We start from the raw sequence: 17,479 nt of genomic DNA on the forward strand, positions 1-17,479 counted from the left end.
AACGAACGAGCGCTTTTCGTCGGCTTCTGTAACCTTTTGACAGTTGTCCCGAACATCCGAACATGCGCGTTTTCTGTATCTTTCGGGGCCGGCATCGTCGGCGCACGCATCTTGTGCGATTTGTCGCGGCGGGCTGCGCGGGCTTTCTTGTCCCAGCAAGTGCAAACGCGCAGGCAGCCGCTGCCCCCGGACAGTTCGCGCTGAAGGTCAGTGGCTATGCCAACGGCACTCTCGCTGACGCCACGGCCCAGCCCGACGCGGGCGGGGGCGGTCTAGCCGAGGCCGAAGCGGAGATCACACCCCAATACCGCACCACTGGAGGGACGGTCCTTGCATTTCGCGGCGTCGCCAATGTGCAAGGGCTGGCAAGCAATACCTCCTCGTCGTATCGACTGTCAGTCCCGGAGGTGAGCCTGTTCGTCATCGGTGACTTCGGGCGGATCGAGATCGGCGAGCGGGCAGGATTCCCGCAAAGCCTTGTCGGCTTTACTCCCTCCGAGATCGCATTCACGACGCCGGGCTTTGGCCCGGAATCGGGCGCGCGCCTCGATCCGAATGGGCGCTTGCCGACCAGCTTCCTGCCCCGCGGATTGGGATCGCGGGTCAATGCGCTCACCTACCTGGGCTATGCAGCACGTTTCTACGGCGATGCGTCGCCGAAGATCATCTATCTCTCGCCGCGCTCAAAGGGCGGGTTCTACGGCGCGGTTTCGTATACGCCCGAAACAGTGCGGCCTTCGGGCTTCAAAGTCGCCAATGGCACCACGGCACAGAGTGGCACGATCGCCCCTTCGATGGCGGAGGGCCGATTCCGTGACGTGGTTCAGGCGGCGCTTGTCTGGAACCACAGGACCGAGTTGCTCGATCTCTCGATCGGTGGGACCTATTCGCGCGCCACTGCTGACACGCCCGCAACGCCACTCGCGCCGCTCCGGCGGTCCGATTCATTGAGCGGCGGCATCAGCGCCACGTTCCGCGACACGGTCTCGATCGGAATCAGCGGAACCTATGATGGCTGGTCCCGGGTCGCGCGCGCGCCCGCCGGCCTGCGCCGTGCGACCAGACCCTATGGAATTGTCGCGAGCGCCGATTACGTGCGTGGCCCCTGGACCTTCGGCGGATATTATCAGCACGCGACAGCGGACAGCCAAACGCTGATCGTCTCTCGCGATACTGTCGACATCGGTGAACTCGGCGCGTCCTACCTACTGGATCGCAATCACGATCTGTTGGGGCAGAAGTTCCATACGGACGTAAAACTCTTCGCCGGCATCTATCTCTATCGGTTCGCAAGCACTGTGAGCGCAGCTGATCGGTTGCGGCAATCGGGTCAGGTGTTCCTCACAGGCGCCCGCTTCTCATTCTACTGACTTTCTCAACCGGGAGACAATCGATGAACAAGGCAACCACTATCGTCAGTGCCGCCGGGCTTCTCGCCGCGGTCACCATGGCGGCGAATGCCGCGCACGGCCAGGTCAACGTGCCCAAGCCCACCTACAAATTCGAAAAATGCTATGGCGTCGTGAAGGCGGGTGAAAACGACTGCTTCGGGCCGGCGAACGCCTGCGGCGGAACGTCCAAAGCCGACCGTCAAGCCGATGCCTGGATTTATGTGCCGGCGGGGACATGCAAGAAGATCGCCGGAGGATCGACCGGGCCCGTAAAATCTTGATGCATCGGGCACCAGGCATCGACTGGGTCGGGATCGGATTGCGCGGCCCCTATCATGCTGCTTTCAGCGATCCCGAGAACGACCCCGCCGTCGACTGGCTCGAGATTCATGCCGAGAACTATTTTGATCGCTCTGGCCCCCGTTATCGCTCGCTCATAGCGATCGCGGACCGCTATCCCATCAGCGTACATGGTGTGGGGCTATCGCTCGGCTCGGCCGGGCCAGTCGATGAGGACCATCTTGAGCGTCTCGCCGCGCTCGTCGATGGTGTCGGTGCGTGCCAGATCTCGGAGCACCTCGCATGGTGCCGGCTTGGAGAAATCTATTACAACGATCTCCTGCCGCTCCCGTTGAGCGAGGAGACGCTTGATGTCGTCTCGCGCAATGTCGAATACACGCAGCGCCGACTCGGCCGAAGCATCCTGATCGAAAATCCTTCCGCATATCTGGATGTGCCGGGCGGGACGATGAGCGAAGGCGCCTTTCTCAAGCGGCTCGTCGAGCGGACCGGCTGCGGATTACTTGCCGATCTCAACAATCTGATCGTCTCATCCGGCAATCTGGGTCGGTCTCCGCTTGATTGGCTGGAGGAAGTTCCGCTCGAATCAATCGGCGAAATCCACCTTGCGGGCCACGAGTCGGATGCTGCCGGTAGCGGCTTGCTGGTCGATACGCATGGCAGCGACATCGGAGAGGGTGTGTGGATGCTCTACGCCGATCTCGTCGCGCGCATTGGCCCCCGGCCGACGATCATCGAGCGTGATTGCAATTGGCCGCCGCTTGGCGCGCTGCTGGCGGAAGCAGACCGCGCCAGTGAGATTGTCGGGACGGCAGCGCGATGACGGACCGCCGCCTCGCTGAATTTCAGTCACGCTTTGCCGAAAGGCTGTTTGCGGACGCGCCCATCTTCAGCGCGTCCACGGCAACTCGAGGTTATGCCATTCACGCTCGCAACATCCGAAATTCGCTAGTTTTAGCGCTTGAGCAGAGTTTCCCGGTGGTCCGCGCGCTGGTGGGGGATGCCTTTTTCGTCGAGGCGGCGCGCTGCTTTGTCAGCAATTCTCCGCCGACCAAATCGTGGCTGACCGCTTATGGCCGCGGCTTCCCGGAATTCCTTTCGGCATATCAGCCCGCATCGACATTGCCATATCTCGCCGATATCGCCGAACTGGAATGGGCCCGGATCCGGGCGGCCTTCTCCGATGATGCGCCGGCAATCGACCTGCGGGCGCTGACGCTGCTTTCGCCGAACGCGCTCATGGAGCTGGTGGTGAACCTCCATCCGTGTGCGGCGACCATCACGACCTCCTTTCCGATTTATCGAATCTGGATGGCTCATCAGGAGCCTGACAGCCTTGAGGAATTGAAAGCTACTCCGCCTGGCCCGGGTAACGAGATCGTTCTTGTCTCACGGTCAGCGGACGGCGAGGCGCTAGTCAGCCGCTTCGAGGCGGCGCGAGCGACATTCCTCATCGCGCTGACCAAGGGTGTCCCACTAGGATCATCTTGGAGCCGGGCATTGGACGACGATCCGGAATTCGATTTGACATCGGCCCTTCAGGAGCTGGCGATGCTGCGCGCATTGGGATCGTCGAGCCGATAGGCGTAGGCGCTGGGGTTGATCGAGCCACGCTCTCGGATCGGGCTAACCTTCAGCGTCAGATGGACGTCGTGAGATCGGTCAGCCAGTCGGGCGAAGCGGTGAGAATGGCTCCCTCGATGAGGCGGTCGGTGCCTGTGATGATCAGCAGCCCAACCGCCATGACGAGCACTCCCAGCGCTTTCTTCCCGCTGTTGCCCGCGTTCATCAGCTTGCCGCGCCACTTCGCGAGCACGCTCCGTGCGGCAAGCGCAAGCACGAGTAATACCGAAGCGATACCGAGGCCGAAGGCCGCCATCACGATCGCAACGCCGGCAAGATTCTGTCCCTGGGATGCAAGAATGGTCGCTGCACCCAGCGTCGGCCCGACGCACGGACTCCACACGAGTCCAAGTAGGGCTCCGATTCCGGCTTGCCCCCAAAGGCCGTATTTCTCAAGTCCGGCTTGGCGTTCGCCCGCCCAGCCCGCCAGCGGCGACGCCAGGCGCTCCGACAATCGCTGAAAATATGGGATGATCAGCGCGAGACCGATCAGGATGAGCACGATCGCGCCGATCAGCCGAACCGTATCGCTGTCGATGCCGGCCGCCTCGCCGACGGTCGCCAAGGCGAAGCCGGTGAGCGAGAAAGAGATTACGAGTCCGGTAGCGAGCGCGAGCGGGCCGAAGCGGTGCCGTTGCGCGGCACTTCCCAGCACGATTGGCACCAGCGGCAGTACGCAGGGAGAAAGGATGGTAAGGGCGCCCGCCGCATAGGCGAGCACCGGGTTCAATGCGTTGCTCATCGTCGTTTCTCCCTGGACATCGCGACCATGACTGGGCGCCGGAGCAAATGGATCACGGCGCGAACGCCTCGGCTTTGTTAGATTTCGGGGCAGCCCTTGCGCTGGTTACAGGCCGAACGACATCGCGGTCCGGGCACCGCCGAGATCAGTGAAGAGTCGACGCCAGCAGCGCGTTGATCTTGTCCTTGTTGGTCATGTATTGAATCCGGCCAACCTCCTGCCGCCCGCGAAAGGCAATCAGAGTCGCTTGTTTGCGAACACCGAAGCTTTGCCAAACCGGCTTTTGCTTGTCGTAGTTGATCCGAAAAACGATCAGTCTGTCATAGGCGGACGCCATCGCGGTCTGTTTGATCGTGCGGTTTTGCGAGGCGCAAACCGGACACCACCAGGCATGAACGTCGAGCAGAATGGGGCGGCCCTGCGCCTGTGCCGCAGCAAAGGCCACCTGGTCGAAATCGCGGAACTCCGCAGCTTGCGCTGGCGCGGCCGCAATCGCTGCGGAGAATAAGCTGGCAGTCAGGAAGAAGCGCCGCATCGTAACCTCGTAGAGTTCGTGGTCTGAATAGGTATGGCCCGCAGGTCCATTCGATAGTTCGATGGCGGCTGCGCCATCGTTACAATCCGGGTTCAATCGAGCCTTGACCGATATTGGGCGAGTGCCGCCAGCAGGGTGACGGCAAGGAACATGACGATTGATGCGCCTTGAAGAAGGACGGCACCGGCGTCGCCCCCGCGCAATGTCGCTTCGCGCGCCGCCCGGATGAGATGGGTCAGGGGAAACAGATTACCCAACCACTGCGCCCAGACCGGCAAGGTCGAAAACGGATAGAGGAATCCCGACAGCAACATCGCCGGCAGATAGAATGCGATTGCGCCTTGTAATGCGGCGAGTTGGGTCCGCGCACGGGCGGCAAGGGCCTGGCCAAGGATTAGATGGGCGGATGCGAAGATCGGGAATAGAACGAGCAAGGCTGCGATACTGCCGCGAACCGGCAGATCGAACAGCAGGATGCTGAGCCCCACCACAATCACCCCCTGCGCGGTCCCCACCAAAGCCAGCGGGAGCGTTTTTCCGGCGAGAAGAGCCACGCGGCCAACAGGGAGCGAAGCGAGCGTTTCCCACGTGCCGGTCTCCCGCTCGCGCGCCATGCTCAGCGTTCCCAACATAAGCATGCTGATCATGATGATCGTCCCTGCCAGTGCTGGCAGGAACGCCCAATCGGGGCGCGCGTCGAGGTTAAACAAGCGATCGATCTGTAACCGGGGGCCAATGTCGGCGACCTCATTCCGCTCTGCGAGAGCCTGCCAATAGATGGCGCTGACCTTTTGCTCCGCGACGGCGGTCAGATTGGGATCGCTCGCGTCGATGACCGCCCGCACGGGCGCGAATGGCTCGATAGGAAGCTCGATCCCGATCGAGGCTTTGCCTGCCTCCACCATGGCACGCGCGCCGCCAGGTCGAAGGTTCTGCGCCACAAGCGTGAGGTGCGCGTCCCTGGCGAGGCGCGCGATATCGGCCTGGCCTGCCGGAGGACCGGCAATCGCAACCGCGACGGCGGCTGACGTCGGCCGGATGGCATAACCGAACAGCAGGATTTGCAGCGCGGGGACGAGCAGCAGCAGCGTGAAACTGGTCGGCGAGCGCAACAGGCGCAACAGCTCGACTCTCGAGATCGCGATCGTGGCACGCAGGCTTGCTCTCATCTGCGCGTCGCGAGGCGGATCACCGCGTCCTCAAGACTCGCCGCGCCGGCCTCGACGACAAGCGCCGCCGGCGGCATCGGCCCATTCACCCTGCCATCGGCATAATGTAGGATATACGCGCAGCGCTCCGCCTCGGCGAGATCGTGCGTGCTGATGATGACGCCATGGCCGGCGTCGGCGAACTCGCTCAGCCAATGCCAGATCGTTTGACGGGTGAGGACGTCGAGGCCAGCCGTCGGTTCGTCCAGCAAGAGGATCCGAGGACTGTGGAGTGTCACCGCGGCGAATTGCGCGCGCCGTGCCCAGCCGCCGGACAAGAGGTCAAACCGCGTGTCGAGAACCTCACTCAATCCGTATCGCTCGATCGCGAGATCAATCGTCGGCCGCGAAGGCGGGGGTAGCAAGGCTCCCCGAAAGGCAAGATTCTCGCGCACCGTCAGTTCGGGATAGAGCGACAGGCGCTGGCTCATATAGCCGATGTCGCGGCGCGCCTGGCGATCGAGGCGATAGATGTCGCGTCCCCACACGCTGCCTTCGCCCTCGTTTGGCCGGGTCAGGCCCGCGAGCATCCGGAGCGTCGTGGTCTTCCCGCCGCCATTGGCGCCAACAAGGCCGAGAATAACGCCGGGCATCAAGACGAAGCTCAGGTCGCGCACGACCCAGCGTGTGCCGAAACGCCTTCCAAGCCCGCGGACAGAAATCAGGGGTGCCTCACGCGCTTTCATGGACGAAGCCTCCGAACATGTACTTCGTCGCTTCCGCACCAAGCGCGAGCGTTCGGGTGCCGCGCGGCAGTCCTCTCGCCCTCAATTCGGCAAGCGCGATCCAGATCGCGGCCGATCCCGTGTTACCAAGGCGATCGGCATTGACGAAGAAGCGCTCCTCGGGTTGCCCAAGATGGCGCGCCAGAAGCGTGCCGACCTTGCCGCTAGCCTGATGGGGAATGATCCAGTCCACGTCGCCAAGCGCGAGCCCTTGGCTCATCGCCGCTGCGATGCCCGCTTCGAAGAGCTCGGCACCGCCGCGTAGCACGGCCGAGAAGTCATGCTCGAAGCCGAGTGGTCCCCGACTATTGTTGCCGGGCGCGGCCGAGCCGCCATTGCGCATCTGCAAGCCGGGACTGCGATCGAGCCCGATTGAGCCGAACCAGGCGGCACTCAGACGATCGGCACCAGGCGCTGGCGGTCCAAGGACAATCGCTCCGGCGCCGTCGCCCATCTGGACGAGGTTCACTATCTGGCCAGCTTCATCGGCGAGCGCCGTAAGGTCGAGGAATACGGACCCGGTCTCCGAACCGACAATTGCGACGGGCCGGGCATTTGGGGCAGACAGCAGGCCCATGGCGATCATCAGCGCATTGGCGAAGCCGGTACATGCCTGGCGCAGCTCGACATGTGGCCCGCGATACCCCAGCCGATCGGCAACGAAGGTGATATTGCCGGGGAGAGGTTGCGCCGGCGTCGCTGTGTGGCCGATCAGATAGCCGAGATCGCTTACCTGGAGGCCCGCATCGTTCAACGCCGCGCCAATGGCTCGCGCGGCGAGCGTCGGATTGTCCGCGCCTTCGCAAAGCGCGTCTATACGCGCCGACCAGCTTCGGCCGACATGGCGCGTTCGAATGCCGAGACGATCGGCAACGGTTTTCGCAAGCGACCGCTGGCGTCCTTCAAGGCCAGCCTGATCCAGCAGGCGTTCTGTCGCGACCGCCGGGCCCGGGAGCGCGATGCCGGTTCCAAGCACTGCGGCTACCCGGTGAGAAAACCAGGTTTCCGGCGGAACGAGCCGATCCATCAGCGATACAGGCCGGCAGGGATTCGCGCGAGATCGGCGCGTAGCCAGCGTGGATCGAAAGCAAGCGCCTCGAACGCATCGCCAGCTTGCTCGAGCAGGACGGCGAGGGCTTCGCGAACATGCACGCCGACGCAAACGAGCGTAGCTTCGTCAGCTCGATCACATACGAGATGTCGCGTGAGCCGGACATGGCCCGCTTCGTCGCGTGCAATGCGGCGTAATATGCCGGTGATCACCGGATCGGCCGATAACGGAGTGCCCGGGCGCAGCAATCGCGACAATATGAGGCAGACTGCGGAATCGAGTGCCGTGATCCGCGCCAGCCGCATGATATGATCGCCGCGGCCGAGCTCGAGATGGAAGCGCCTCGAAATGGTGCGCAACCGCGTTGCGTCGGGCGGCGGGGGCAACCCTGCCATAAGTGAAGCGATCAAACCATCATGAACCCGTTCTTCGTCGGCGATCAACCTGAGCGCCGCAATGCCCGCGACGTCTGCTATCCCCGAATCGGCGAGGCTGCCGAACGCGAGTCCGGCCGCCTCCTCACCGCACCCCAGAACTGGCAGCAACTCGGCCAAGGCCGCTGCGGCGCGGTCCGGTAAACTCGACTGGATCGGCGAGAATTGTGGACGCGCGGCTGATCCGAAGCAGCGCTGGCTCATTGGCGAGCCGCTCGGGGGGCTCTTGTCGACAGCGGTCACAGGCCACGCGCCGTCAGGCCGCAGTGCGCCAACGCGCGATATCCTGAAGAACGAGGTTCTCCTGGATTTTCTCGTCGAGACGAAACTTCAGCACATCGCCGATGCTGAGAATCCCGACCAGCTTGTCCTCGTCGATCACGAGCGCGTGCCTCGCGCGCAGATGCGTCATGGCCGTCGTGACAACGTTTAGCGTGTCCGTCGAACGCACCGCCAGTGGTTCCTTGACCATGATGTCCTGCACCTTACGGTGCGGAGCATCGCTGCCCCACCGGGCGACAGCGGCGGTGAGTTCGCGCTCCGATATCAGACCGTTCATGTTGCCGGCGGCGTCTTCGACGACGAGCGCGCCGATGCCGGAGGAGGACATGAGACCTGCGGCCGCCGATAGTGTTGCCGTCATGATGATCTGATGAACATTGCTCGATTTGTTATTGAGTACGTCGCGCACAAGCATTTGACATTCCTCTCTTAAACTAAGCGCTCTCACATTCGGCGCGCTCAATCAGATATTCGACCGCGCGCTTCTTCCGGTTACGGCTACGGCTCTGGAGGATGACGATTTTGCGTGTGGCGCGTGACGGACCAAGACGTCACCCCGCAGCGATACCGCTGTGCGAACGCCGCGAAATAGTGAGGAGGACCAGTATCGCCGCCGCCATGGCTGCCGCCGCGATCCAGGCATAAGGGCGCAGGAGGGGCATACCGATCAGCAGCAAGCCGTCGTTGCCGCCGGGAATCAAATCGGCTCCCCAGCCCATCAACGCGCCCCCGACGAGGCAGCGCAGGGCGGTTCTCACGCTCGGCGATTGCAGGCGGAGCCGGCCACCATGCCACCCGCCGAAGACCGCACCAGCGAAAAGGCTGGCGATCAATATCCACCTTCCGTCACGGGTGCTGCCGCCGTTGCGTGCGATATCCGCAATAACGTCCGTGTACGCCCAGGGGCCGACCGTCAAAAACATCGCGAGGAAGGTCAGGGCAATTCCGATCGTGGCAAGGTGCGCGGTCGATGGGTGTGCGACCAGCGGACGTCTGGCGAGTGCTCCTCCGACGCCAAGAGCACGCCATGCAAGCAGCCCGATGATCGGCGCCAGCAGCCAACCGTGCTCGATCAGGCCAGTCGAGGCACTGAACATGCCCGCCGCCATCATCCGGTGCAGATGAACGAACGCGATATCGCCTGCGAGGATTCCTATCGGGGTGAAGGCATAGGCCCATTGCCCCGAGCCCAGCCGCGCGACAGTACCAAACGCGCAGGCGCCGTTCACGCAAGCGCCCGCTCCGAACAAAAGCCCTCCGGCGATTGCCCAGGCCACCGTCGTTGAAGGTTGTGGTACGGTCACCGCGAAACCTGCAAGCCGCGCAATCGCCATCCCACCCGCAACCCAGATCGATGCTTCGGCGATTGCGGCGAGGCGAGAGCCTCGTCGCATGTGAAGCAGTTCCTCGATTGCTGCAACGAGGCAGGTGCTCCCGCGCTGGATGGCATATCCCATGACGAAGGTGCAAATGGTGCCGAACAAGATTCGATGCGGGGTCAGCGATAGCCCAATCTCGGTAAGTTCGCTCGACCAAGGCATGGCCATCGTTCATTCGCCTCGATTGCTCTCTCTCTGTGCACCGGGAGCCTACGCGATCCGATATCCGGATCGCTTGCGTTCATTGCGTGCGTGCAAGGATCTTGGTCGCCTCAGGGCCGGTCCAGTCGATGGAGCGCGTCACCCGCTGAACTTCTGCGCCTTTCGCATCGAGGATAACGGAATATGGCATCCCGAGTGCGCCGTAGTTCTGGACGGCCGCGAGAGAAGCGAACGCCAGGCGCAAGTGCGGACGGGTGTTGCCGAAGGCAGCCTTGCCCATGCGAGAATCCTCGTCGACCGAGGCGGCGATCACGATCAGTTTGCCAGTTCGCGCTGCAGCAAGCCGTTCGAGACTCGCCAGTTCTGCCCGGCAGGGTACGCACCAACTCGCCCAGAAATTGACGATGACGGCATGACCGCGGAGCGACTGTAGCTTGATTGTCCGGCCCTTGTCCGCAACTAGCGCCGGGAATGCCGCTGGTCCGGCACGGTCCGGCCTTAACCGGGCGTTCGCCGAAACACCGCCGACCCCGAGCAACGTCAAGATGAGCAGGCACTGGCCAATTGAAAGCGAGACAATGCCTCGCCCGCTCACTGCGCCTCGTCTTTCACCGTGGGCCAGTTCTGCTCAGCGCGCTGGATGGTGCCTGGCACGTCCTTGTTGAACAGCGCCTGCGCCTTCTCATTGAAATTCACATAGAGCCTGCCGTTGACGACGCGGCCGGTCTCTGGATCGGCATCGACCTTTTCGCCAAAGGAAGTTCCGATCGCGCAGAAACCACCAAATTGCGGCACATATTTTGCCGGATCGGCCATGAACTGCTGGCGATGCTCCTCGCTCGCGAAAAGATAGCGGGCTCCGTCAAAGCTCGCATCGAGGCTGGCGAGTCCTTTCGTCGGCGTGCCGGTATCGAAATAGGCGACAGGATCATAACCGCGCATCGCGAGGCCATCTTGGTCGACGTTCACGGCCAAGGTTGAACCTGGCACGGTCGCGTGCACGGCGGTCGAGGATAGGAGAGCCGACGGCGCAGAAACTGCAAGCAACGCAGCTGCTAAAGAACGAAAACCAACGCGCAACATATATCCGTCTCCCATTTGTTCGGACCCTGAGGTGATCCGAGATGAGTTCGACGGCATGACGGTCCCGGTTACAGGTTCCGCGATTATTTCACGACGAATCGCGCGCGATTGCAGCTGTTTTTGCCAACGAGCCAACCCCGAGGTCGGGCGACGGTGGGGACGTGTTGGCTCCGCCGATGAATGTAGCGCCGGCAATGGTCACCCTGCTGGTTGCGGCGCTTTCTCTGTCGGCCAGCACTCCTGATTCCTCGGGGCGCCGTCGGTCCTAGGATGGCAGCTTGGGTTGCAATCCGTTACCCAGCGCAAACGACCATCAGTAGCGCGGCCCGCCGGAATCTGTCCGGCCATCGCCGTAGCGCTCGATGCAAGACGTAACGGTCGGCGACGGCGCGCGGCGCTTCGTGACGGCTCTAAAGTAATACGAACGGCGAGATATATTCGTCACGCTTATCCGGCGCGGCGCACCAAACACCGCCGTCTGCCGTCGTGTTGTGCCCGTGAGCCGCCTACGCTTCGATCATCATAGTAGGTGCGGCGGCTTGAGCCGGGCCTGTGCGGCAGGTCTGAAAATCCTTCGCGTTGGCAGAGCGGTCGGCTCATTCCTTGCGGATCGAGGTCAACCGGCCGGCTTGCCCGTCCCACTGAAACGAGAATGCCACCTTGTCGCCAACGGCCAGGCCCTGCGCCATCGCGGCATTGCCCGCGAACGTCATCGTCATCGCCGGCCATTTCAGTTCCGCGACGGGGCCATGATCGAGCGTGATCTGGCCGGTGGCGGCGTCAATCGCGGTGATCGTTCCAACGCCGTTCGCCTGTTTGGACTCACCGGACATCGCTATGTTGGACATGGCATCCGACTTGGTTGCCTGGCCGGTCGAGGCGGACTGTCCGCAGGCTGCCAGCGGAATGGCGAATAGTGCGGCGATAAACGGAATTTTCATCACGTCGGGTCTCCTTGGGTTGCAACGGGTGAAGCGGCGCTGCGGCGCATCAGCAGGTAGGCGGCCGGGATCACGAACATCGAGAGCAGGGGCGCGGTCAGCATCCCGCCGATCATCGGCGCGGCGATGCGGCTCATCACTTCCGATCCGGTGCCGGTGCCGAGCAGGATCGGCAGCAGGCCGGCGAGGATGACCGCCACCGTCATTGCCTTGGGCCGGACGCGCAGTAAGGCGCCTTCGCGGACCGCTTCTTCGACTTTGCCGGCATCGGGCGCAGCGCCACGATCGGCGAGCGCGTGTTTCAGATAGATCAGCATCACCACACCGAACTCGGCGGACACGCCGGCGAGCGCGATGAACCCCACCGCGGTCGCGACCGATTGGTTGTAGCCGAGCAGGTAGAGCAGCCACACCCCGCCGGTCAGCGCGAACGGCAAGGTCGCCATGATAAGCGCCGCCTCGTCCAATCGCCGGAACGTCAGGTAGAGCAGCAGGAAGATGATCGCGAGGGTCGCGGGCACGACGATCTTCAAGCGTTGCGTGGCGCGTTCGAGAAACTCGAACTGGCCGGTATAGGCAACGCTGATTCCCGGCGGCAGCGCGACCCTGGCCGAGACCGCGCGTTGCAGATCGCCGACCATATCGGTCAGCGCGCGGCCGCGGGCATCGACATATATCCACGTCGCCGGGCGACCATTCTCGCTGCGCAGCATCGGCGGGCCCGAGACGATGCGGACATCGGCGACGGTGCCGAGCGTGATTTGCTGACGCGAGGGCGTCAGGATCGGCAGGTTGACGATCTTGTCCGGACTGTCGCGTAGCTCGCGCGGGTAGCGCAGGCTGATCGGGTAGCGTGCCAGCCCCTCGACTGTCTCGCCGATTACAGCGCCGCCGATCGCGCCCGACACCACCTCCTGCACATCGGCGACGTTCATGCCGTAGCGCGCAGCGGCGGCGCGATTGACCTGGACGTCGATATAGCGGCCGCCGCTCAGCCGTTCGGCCAGCGCCGAACTGACCCCCGGCACGGTCTTTGCCACGGCCTCGATCTTCTGCGCGACCTGATCGATCTGGCCGAGATCGGCGCCCGACACCTTGATCCCGATCGGACTCTTGATGCCGGTTGCCAGCATGTCGATGCGGTTGCGGATCGGCGGTATCCAGAAATTGGCGAGGCCGGGCACCTTCACGGTGCGGTCAAGTTCCTCGACCAATTTGTCCTGCGTCATCCCCGCACGCCATTGGTTCTTCGGCTTGAACCGGATCGTCGTCTCGAACATTTCGAGGGGGGCGGGATCGGTCGCGGTATCGGCGCGGCCCGCCTTGCCGAACACGCTCTCGACCTCAGGCACAGTCTTGATCAGCCGGTCGGTCTGCTGGAGCAGCAGCCCGGCCTTCGCGGTCGAGATACCGGGCAGCGCGGACGGCATGTAGAGCAGGTCGCCCTCGTTCATCTGCGGCATGAACTCGCCGCCGGTCTGGCTGATCGGCCATAGGCTGGAAGCGAAGACCAGTCCGGCGATCAACAGTGCCTGCTTCGGCCGTGCCAGCACCCAATCGAGCGCCGGGCGATAGGCGTGCGACAACCAGCGGTTGACCGGGTTCACTTCCTCGCCCGGAATCCGCCCGCGGATGAGCCACCCCATCAGCACCGGCACGAGCGTGATCGACAGAATCGCCGCAGCCGCCATCGCATAGGTCTTGGTGAAAGCGAGCGGGGCGAACAGCCGCCCCTCCTGGCCCTGAAGTGAGAAGATCGGGATGAAGGAAAAGGTGATGATCAATAGCGAGAGGAACAGCGCCGGCCCGACCTCGGCGGCGGCATCGGTAATGACGCGCCAGCGCTCCGGTCCGGCCAGTTCGGTATCGGGATGATCGTGCGCCCAGCGTTCGAGGTGCTTGTGGGCATTCTCGATCATCACGACGGCGGCATCGACCATCGCGCCGATCGCGATCGCGATCCCGCCAAGCGACATGATGTTGGCGTTGACACCCTGCACCCGCATCACGACGAAGGCGGCGAGGATGCCAAGCGGCAAAGTCAGGATCGCGACCAGTGCCGAGCGAACGTGCCAGAGGAACAGCGCGCAGACGAGCGCGACGACCAAAAACTCCTCGAACAATTTGCCCGTGAGATTATCGACCGCGCGGTCGATCAGCCCCGAGCGATCGTAGGTGGTGACGATCTCGACCCCCGGCGGCACGCTCTTCTTCAATTCGTCGAGCTTCGCCTTGACGCCCTCGATCACCTCGCGCGCGTTCTTGCCCTGGCGCATGACGATCACGCCGCCCGCGACCTCGCCCTGGCCGTTCAGTTCGGCGACGCCGCGGCGCATGTCGGGGCCGATCTGGACCGTCGCGACATCGCTCAGCAGAACGGGAACGCCTCCGGTGGCGGTGCGGATCGGCACGCTGCGGAAATCGTCGAGCGACGAGAGGTAGCCGGTCGCGCGAACGATATATTCCGCCTCCGACATCTCGACGATCGAGCCGCCGGTCTCCGAATTGGCGCGCTTGAGCGCCTCGCTCACTTCGGCTTGGGTGATGCCGTAGGAGATCAGCTTCTGCGGATCGAGCAGCACCTGATACTGCTTGACCATGCCGCCGATGCTCGCGACCTCGGCCACGCCGGGGACGGATTTCAGCTCGTAGCGCAGGAACCAGTCCTGCAATGATCGCAGTTGCTGCAAGTCCTGCCGACCGGTCCTGTCGACCAGCGCATATTCGTAGATCCAGCCCACCCCGGTCGCGTCGGGGCCGATCGAGGCCGTCGCGCCGGGGGGCAGGCGGCCCTGCACCTGGCTCAGATATTCGAGCACCCGGCTGCGCGCCCAATACAGGTCGGTCCCGTCGTCGAACAGCACATAGACGAAGCTGTCGCCGACGAACGAATAACCGCGCACCACCCGCGCGCCCGGCACCGACAGCATCGTCGTCGCGAGCGGATAGGTAACTTGATTTTCGACAATCTGCGGCGCCTGCCCCGGATAGGACGTGCGGATGATGACCTGCACGTCGGACAGATCAGGCAAGGCATCGACCGGCGTGGTCCGCATCGCGCCGATGCCGATCGCCACTAGAACCAAGGCCGCCAGAACCACGGCCATGCGCGCCTTGACCGATGCATGGATTATCCGCGCGATCATTTCGCTGCGCCGATCGCGCGAACCGGGATGCCCGTCAGGCTCGCTTCGGAATCGAGCAGGAACTGCCCCGATGCGACGACCTTTTCGCCCGGCGCCAGACCGGCGAGAATTTCGGTCTGGCCGCCCGCATCGCGCCCGACCCGCACTTCGGCGGGATGATAGCGCCCGTCGCCGGTCGCCAGCATGACCAGTGTGCGTGTGCCGGTGCGGATCACCGCCTCGCTCGGCACGAGCAGGGCTGGCCGCGCATCGCCGCCGAGCGCGACGCTGGCGAACATGCCGGGCCGCAGGCGCCCGCTGCGATTGGCGAGTTCGATCCGCACGGTGAGCGTGCGGCTGTCGGCCTGCGCGGTCGGCAGGATCGCGATCACGCGCCCGCTAAACGGCTCGCCCGGAAAGCCGGTCAGCGTCGCGGTCGCCGTCTGGCCGACGCGAACGTCGCCGGTGCGCGCCTCGGGCACGGCGGCGTTGAGCCAGACCGTGTCGAGGCCGCTGACCTGCGCGAGCGTCTGCCCCATTGCCAGCGTCACTCCGGCGCGCGCGTCGAGCGATTGGATCACCCCCGAAATCGGCGTGGTGATCGTCACGACGCCGTTCGGCCGCCCGCTGCGCTCGACGCTGCTGATTAGCCCGTCGGACATGCCCATCAACCGCAAGCGTTGCCGCGCCGCCGCAGTCAGGTCGGGCTTACCGAGGCGCTTGACGCTTAGGAACTCGGTCTGCGCACCGCCCCATTCGGGCAGCAGCAGCGTCGCGATCGGTGCGCCAGCGCGCACCACGTCGCCCGGCGCGCGGGCATAGACGCGCTGCACGAACCCGCCCGATCGCGCCTGGATGATCGCAACATCGCGCTGGTTGAAATCGATCGTGCCGGTGACGTCGAGCGCGCTGGCGAGACTGCCCATCGTCGCCGCAACCGCTCGAATGCCCAGGCTCTGCCGTGCGGCGGGATCGACGCTGACGCCCGGCGCGGCGCCGCCCGCTGCGCCATCGGCGTATTTGGGGACGAGCTGCATGTCCATGAACGGCGATTTGCCCGGCTTGTCGAACTTCTGATTGGGGAACATCGGATCATAGTAATAGAGCGGCGCCGAGCCGCCCGCGCTTGCCGGTGTAAGCGGCGCTTCATTGGCGCTCTGACCCAGCCAGTATCCGCCTCCGCCGGCGACGATCGCCGCCAGCAGGACCGCGCCGCGCCAGCGTGCAGCCTGGGTGCTCGAAAGCGTCATGACGGTTCCCCTCCATAAGTGATGGTGATGCGCACGGCGTCGCGCGCCACATCGGTTTCGCGATTGAGCGCATCGACTTCGGCTTCGGCGAGCGCGAGCGCCGAGAGCAGCGCGCTGCCAAGGTCGAGCTTGCCCGCGGCATAGCTGTCGCGATCGAGTTCGGCACGGCGCTTGGCCAGCGGCACGAGGGTGCTGCGCGCATTCTCCAGCCGCTCATGGTGCATGGCGTGATCGGCGAGGTCGGACTGGAGCGCGGCGATCCATTGCCGTCTGACCGCTTCGCGATCCAGTCTGGTGCCATTCGCTGCGCTTTCACTGGCGGCAATCTTCGGGTTCTGCCGCTTGCCCGCGAACAGCGGCAGATCGATCGACACGCCGACCGACACGAGATCACCGTAGCGCGGGTCGCGGCGGCCATAGGATGTGCTCAGCGACCAGTCAGGGCGCTTGTCGGCGCGCGCCAGCCGCGTATCGGCATCGGCCCCGGCAATCGCCGCGTCGGCAGCGCGCAGCGCCGGCAGCGCATCGATCCCGGCCATCAATAGCGCCGGGTCGATGTCGAGGCTCGGCGGGGGACCGCTCACCTCGGGATTGGTATCGCCGGTATAGCGCGTCAGTCGCGCGCGCGCCTGCGCCACCGCCGCGACCATATCCGCGCGCCGGTCGGCGACCGCGGCGCGTAGCTGCGCCGGTTCGAGCGTCTGCGACGGTCGTGCGGTGCCAGCCGTCAGTCGCGCCGCAACCGTTTTTTGCAGATCGTCGAGGCTCGCGTCGAGCAGGTCGAGCTGCGCCAGCCGGCGCTCGCCATAGTAAAGGTCGATCCACGCCAGCGCCGTCTCCAGTCGAACGGCGCGCGCTTCGGTGAGGACGCCGGCCTCGGCGATGCCGATATTGGCGGTTGCCCGCTCGGCGAGCGCGCGACGCTTCGCCAAATTGGGAAAGCGCTGCGTCAGACCGATCACCGACATCGTGAAGTTGTCGCCTGTGAAGCTGCCCGCCGCGGGGCCAGTGACGGGAAAGTCCTGGAGGCGGAGATCGAGCGTCGGATCGGGCAGGCGGTCGACCGCAATCGCTGATGAGCGCGCCGCATCGGTCGCGGCGCCGCGAGCACGAACGCTGGGCGCCGCAGCCGCCGCGCGCGCCAGCGCCTGATCATAGGTCATCTGGTCGGCGAGCGCGGCGGACGGCACACCCACGCAGGCGAGCAGGATTATGGCGTATTTCATGTCGTCCTCCCCATTGGGACGG

18 protein-coding genes are annotated in these 17,479 nt (G+C 64.2%); 4 read left to right on the plus strand and 14 right to left on the minus strand.

All coding sequences use genetic code 11. The features are described from left to right. The first annotated feature begins 62 nt into the window (after positions 1 to 62). Genes Q0D44_RS14960 through Q0D44_RS14975 form a run of 4 tightly spaced genes read left to right on the plus strand, consistent with a single transcriptional unit; the run spans position 63 to position 3,275 of the window. The gene (locus Q0D44_RS14960; RefSeq protein ID WP_294137558.1) at positions 63 to 1,370 is read left to right on the plus strand and encodes a hypothetical protein; all 1,308 of its coding nucleotides are present in this window, start codon (positions 63 to 65) and stop codon (positions 1,368 to 1,370) included. Positions 1,371 to 1,393: 23 nt separating this feature from the next. After that, positions 1,394 to 1,672, plus strand: a complete 279-nt coding sequence (locus tag Q0D44_RS14965) for a DUF2282 domain-containing protein (protein WP_230189394.1) — start codon at positions 1,394 to 1,396, stop codon at positions 1,670 to 1,672. Then, positions 1,627 to 2,514 (plus strand): DUF692 domain-containing protein, encoded by an 888-nt coding sequence (locus tag Q0D44_RS14970; protein WP_294018299.1) that lies wholly within the window; start codon positions 1,627 to 1,629, stop codon positions 2,512 to 2,514. The genes Q0D44_RS14965 and Q0D44_RS14970 overlap by 46 nt, the downstream gene beginning before the upstream one ends. Continuing rightward, positions 2,511 to 3,275, plus strand: coding sequence for a DNA-binding domain-containing protein (locus Q0D44_RS14975; protein ID WP_230189396.1), 765 nt, complete (start codon positions 2,511 to 2,513; stop codon positions 3,273 to 3,275). Before Q0D44_RS14970 ends, Q0D44_RS14975 begins: the two co-directional genes overlap by 4 nt. Before the next feature lie 55 nt (positions 3,276 to 3,330). Here the strand turns inward: Q0D44_RS14975 and Q0D44_RS14980 are convergent, their stop codons facing one another. From Q0D44_RS14980 to Q0D44_RS15045, 14 genes are all read right to left on the minus strand, one after another. Further along, on the minus strand, positions 3,331 to 4,056 hold the full coding sequence (locus tag Q0D44_RS14980) for a cytochrome c biogenesis CcdA family protein (RefSeq protein ID WP_230189397.1): 726 nt from the start codon (positions 4,054 to 4,056) through the stop codon (positions 3,331 to 3,333). 145 nt (positions 4,057 to 4,201) lie between these two features. Then, positions 4,202 to 4,591, minus strand: coding sequence for a thioredoxin family protein (locus tag Q0D44_RS14985; RefSeq protein WP_230189398.1), 390 nt, complete (start codon positions 4,589 to 4,591; stop codon positions 4,202 to 4,204). 92 nt (positions 4,592 to 4,683) lie between these two features. Next, positions 4,684 to 5,760 carry an ABC transporter permease gene (locus Q0D44_RS14990; RefSeq protein ID WP_230189399.1) on the minus strand — a complete coding sequence of 359 codons (1,077 nt, stop codon included), beginning with the start codon at positions 5,758 to 5,760 and terminating at the stop codon, positions 4,684 to 4,686. Further along, on the minus strand, positions 5,757 to 6,485 hold the full coding sequence (locus Q0D44_RS14995; RefSeq protein WP_230189400.1) for an ABC transporter ATP-binding protein: 729 nt from the start codon (positions 6,483 to 6,485) through the stop codon (positions 5,757 to 5,759). Before Q0D44_RS14995 ends, Q0D44_RS14990 begins: the two co-directional genes overlap by 4 nt. Further along, positions 6,472 to 7,551 (minus strand): 3-oxoacyl-[acyl-carrier-protein] synthase III C-terminal domain-containing protein, encoded by a 1,080-nt coding sequence (locus tag Q0D44_RS15000; protein ID WP_230189401.1) that lies wholly within the window; start codon positions 7,549 to 7,551, stop codon positions 6,472 to 6,474. Before Q0D44_RS15000 ends, Q0D44_RS14995 begins: the two co-directional genes overlap by 14 nt. Beyond that, entirely contained in the window at positions 7,551 to 8,213 is a 663-nt protein-coding gene (locus tag Q0D44_RS15005; protein WP_230189402.1) for a 3-oxoacyl-ACP synthase, read from the minus strand. The genes Q0D44_RS15000 and Q0D44_RS15005 overlap by 1 nt, the downstream gene beginning before the upstream one ends. Positions 8,214 to 8,265: 52 nt before the next feature. Further along, on the minus strand, positions 8,266 to 8,706 hold the full coding sequence (locus tag Q0D44_RS15010) for a CBS domain-containing protein (protein ID WP_230189403.1): 441 nt from the start codon (positions 8,704 to 8,706) through the stop codon (positions 8,266 to 8,268). A gap of 136 nt (positions 8,707 to 8,842) precedes the next feature. Then, a complete protein-coding gene (locus Q0D44_RS15015; RefSeq protein WP_230189404.1) occupies positions 8,843 to 9,838 on the minus strand; it encodes a YeeE/YedE thiosulfate transporter family protein in 996 nt (331 codons plus the stop codon). A 73-nt stretch (positions 9,839 to 9,911) separates the two neighbouring features. Beyond that, on the minus strand, positions 9,912 to 10,427 hold the full coding sequence (locus tag Q0D44_RS15020) for a TlpA disulfide reductase family protein (RefSeq protein WP_230189405.1): 516 nt from the start codon (positions 10,425 to 10,427) through the stop codon (positions 9,912 to 9,914). Next, positions 10,424 to 10,915, minus strand: a complete 492-nt coding sequence (locus Q0D44_RS15025) for a YHS domain-containing (seleno)protein (protein WP_294018294.1) — start codon at positions 10,913 to 10,915, stop codon at positions 10,424 to 10,426. Before Q0D44_RS15025 ends, Q0D44_RS15020 begins: the two co-directional genes overlap by 4 nt. Positions 10,916 to 11,511: 596 nt before the next feature. Further along, positions 11,512 to 11,856, minus strand: a complete 345-nt coding sequence (locus Q0D44_RS15030) for a copper-binding protein (RefSeq protein ID WP_230189407.1) — start codon at positions 11,854 to 11,856, stop codon at positions 11,512 to 11,514. Continuing rightward, the gene (locus Q0D44_RS15035; protein ID WP_230189408.1) at positions 11,856 to 15,002 is read right to left on the minus strand and encodes an efflux RND transporter permease subunit; all 3,147 of its coding nucleotides are present in this window, start codon (positions 15,000 to 15,002) and stop codon (positions 11,856 to 11,858) included. The genes Q0D44_RS15030 and Q0D44_RS15035 overlap by 1 nt, the downstream gene beginning before the upstream one ends. Further along, positions 14,999 to 16,231, minus strand: coding sequence for an efflux RND transporter periplasmic adaptor subunit (locus Q0D44_RS15040; RefSeq protein WP_230189409.1), 1,233 nt, complete (start codon positions 16,229 to 16,231; stop codon positions 14,999 to 15,001). Before Q0D44_RS15040 ends, Q0D44_RS15035 begins: the two co-directional genes overlap by 4 nt. Next, complete coding sequence (locus Q0D44_RS15045) at positions 16,228 to 17,394, minus strand: TolC family protein (protein ID WP_230189480.1); 1,167 nt, start codon at positions 17,392 to 17,394, stop codon at positions 16,228 to 16,230. The genes Q0D44_RS15040 and Q0D44_RS15045 overlap by 4 nt, the downstream gene beginning before the upstream one ends. Positions 17,395 to 17,479: the final 85 nt, after the last annotated feature.

The sequence above is a fragment of the Sphingobium sp. genome (genome assembly GCA_023266575.1).
GTDB lineage: Bacteria > Pseudomonadota > Alphaproteobacteria > Sphingomonadales > Sphingomonadaceae > Sphingobium.

What these genes read in the sequence shown, in the direction of transcription:
- Q0D44_RS14960 (WP_294137558.1), top strand. Translation starts at nt 63, where the DNA reads ATGCGCGTTTTCTGTATCTTTCGGGGCCGGCATCGTCGGCGCACGCAT.
- Q0D44_RS14965 (WP_230189394.1), top strand. Translation starts at nt 1,394, where the DNA reads ATGAACAAGGCAACCACTATCGTCAGTGCCGCCGGGCTTCTCGCCGCG.
- Q0D44_RS14970 (WP_294018299.1), top strand. Translation starts at nt 1,627, where the DNA reads ATGCAAGAAGATCGCCGGAGGATCGACCGGGCCCGTAAAATCTTGATG.
- Q0D44_RS14975 (WP_230189396.1), top strand. Translation starts at nt 2,511, where the DNA reads ATGACGGACCGCCGCCTCGCTGAATTTCAGTCACGCTTTGCCGAAAGG.
- Q0D44_RS14980 (WP_230189397.1), bottom strand. Translation starts at nt 4,056, where the DNA reads ATGAGCAACGCATTGAACCCGGTGCTCGCCTATGCGGCGGGCGCCCTT.
- Q0D44_RS14985 (WP_230189398.1), bottom strand. Translation starts at nt 4,591, where the DNA reads ATGCGGCGCTTCTTCCTGACTGCCAGCTTATTCTCCGCAGCGATTGCG.
- Q0D44_RS14990 (WP_230189399.1), bottom strand. Translation starts at nt 5,760, where the DNA reads ATGAGAGCAAGCCTGCGTGCCACGATCGCGATCTCGAGAGTCGAGCTG.
- Q0D44_RS14995 (WP_230189400.1), bottom strand. Translation starts at nt 6,485, where the DNA reads ATGAAAGCGCGTGAGGCACCCCTGATTTCTGTCCGCGGGCTTGGAAGG.
- Q0D44_RS15000 (WP_230189401.1), bottom strand. Translation starts at nt 7,551, where the DNA reads ATGGATCGGCTCGTTCCGCCGGAAACCTGGTTTTCTCACCGGGTAGCC.
- Q0D44_RS15005 (WP_230189402.1), bottom strand. Translation starts at nt 8,213, where the DNA reads ATGAGCCAGCGCTGCTTCGGATCAGCCGCGCGTCCACAATTCTCGCCG.
- Q0D44_RS15010 (WP_230189403.1), bottom strand. Translation starts at nt 8,706, where the DNA reads ATGCTTGTGCGCGACGTACTCAATAACAAATCGAGCAATGTTCATCAG.
- Q0D44_RS15015 (WP_230189404.1), bottom strand. Translation starts at nt 9,838, where the DNA reads ATGGCCATGCCTTGGTCGAGCGAACTTACCGAGATTGGGCTATCGCTG.
- Q0D44_RS15025 (WP_294018294.1), bottom strand. Translation starts at nt 10,915, where the DNA reads ATGTTGCGCGTTGGTTTTCGTTCTTTAGCAGCTGCGTTGCTTGCAGTT.
- Q0D44_RS15030 (WP_230189407.1), bottom strand. Translation starts at nt 11,856, where the DNA reads ATGAAAATTCCGTTTATCGCCGCACTATTCGCCATTCCGCTGGCAGCC.
- Q0D44_RS15035 (WP_230189408.1), bottom strand. Translation starts at nt 15,002, where the DNA reads ATGATCGCGCGGATAATCCATGCATCGGTCAAGGCGCGCATGGCCGTG.
- Q0D44_RS15040 (WP_230189409.1), bottom strand. Translation starts at nt 16,231, where the DNA reads ATGACGCTTTCGAGCACCCAGGCTGCACGCTGGCGCGGCGCGGTCCTG.
- Q0D44_RS15045 (WP_230189480.1), bottom strand. Translation starts at nt 17,394, where the DNA reads ATGACCTATGATCAGGCGCTGGCGCGCGCGGCGGCTGCGGCGCCCAGC.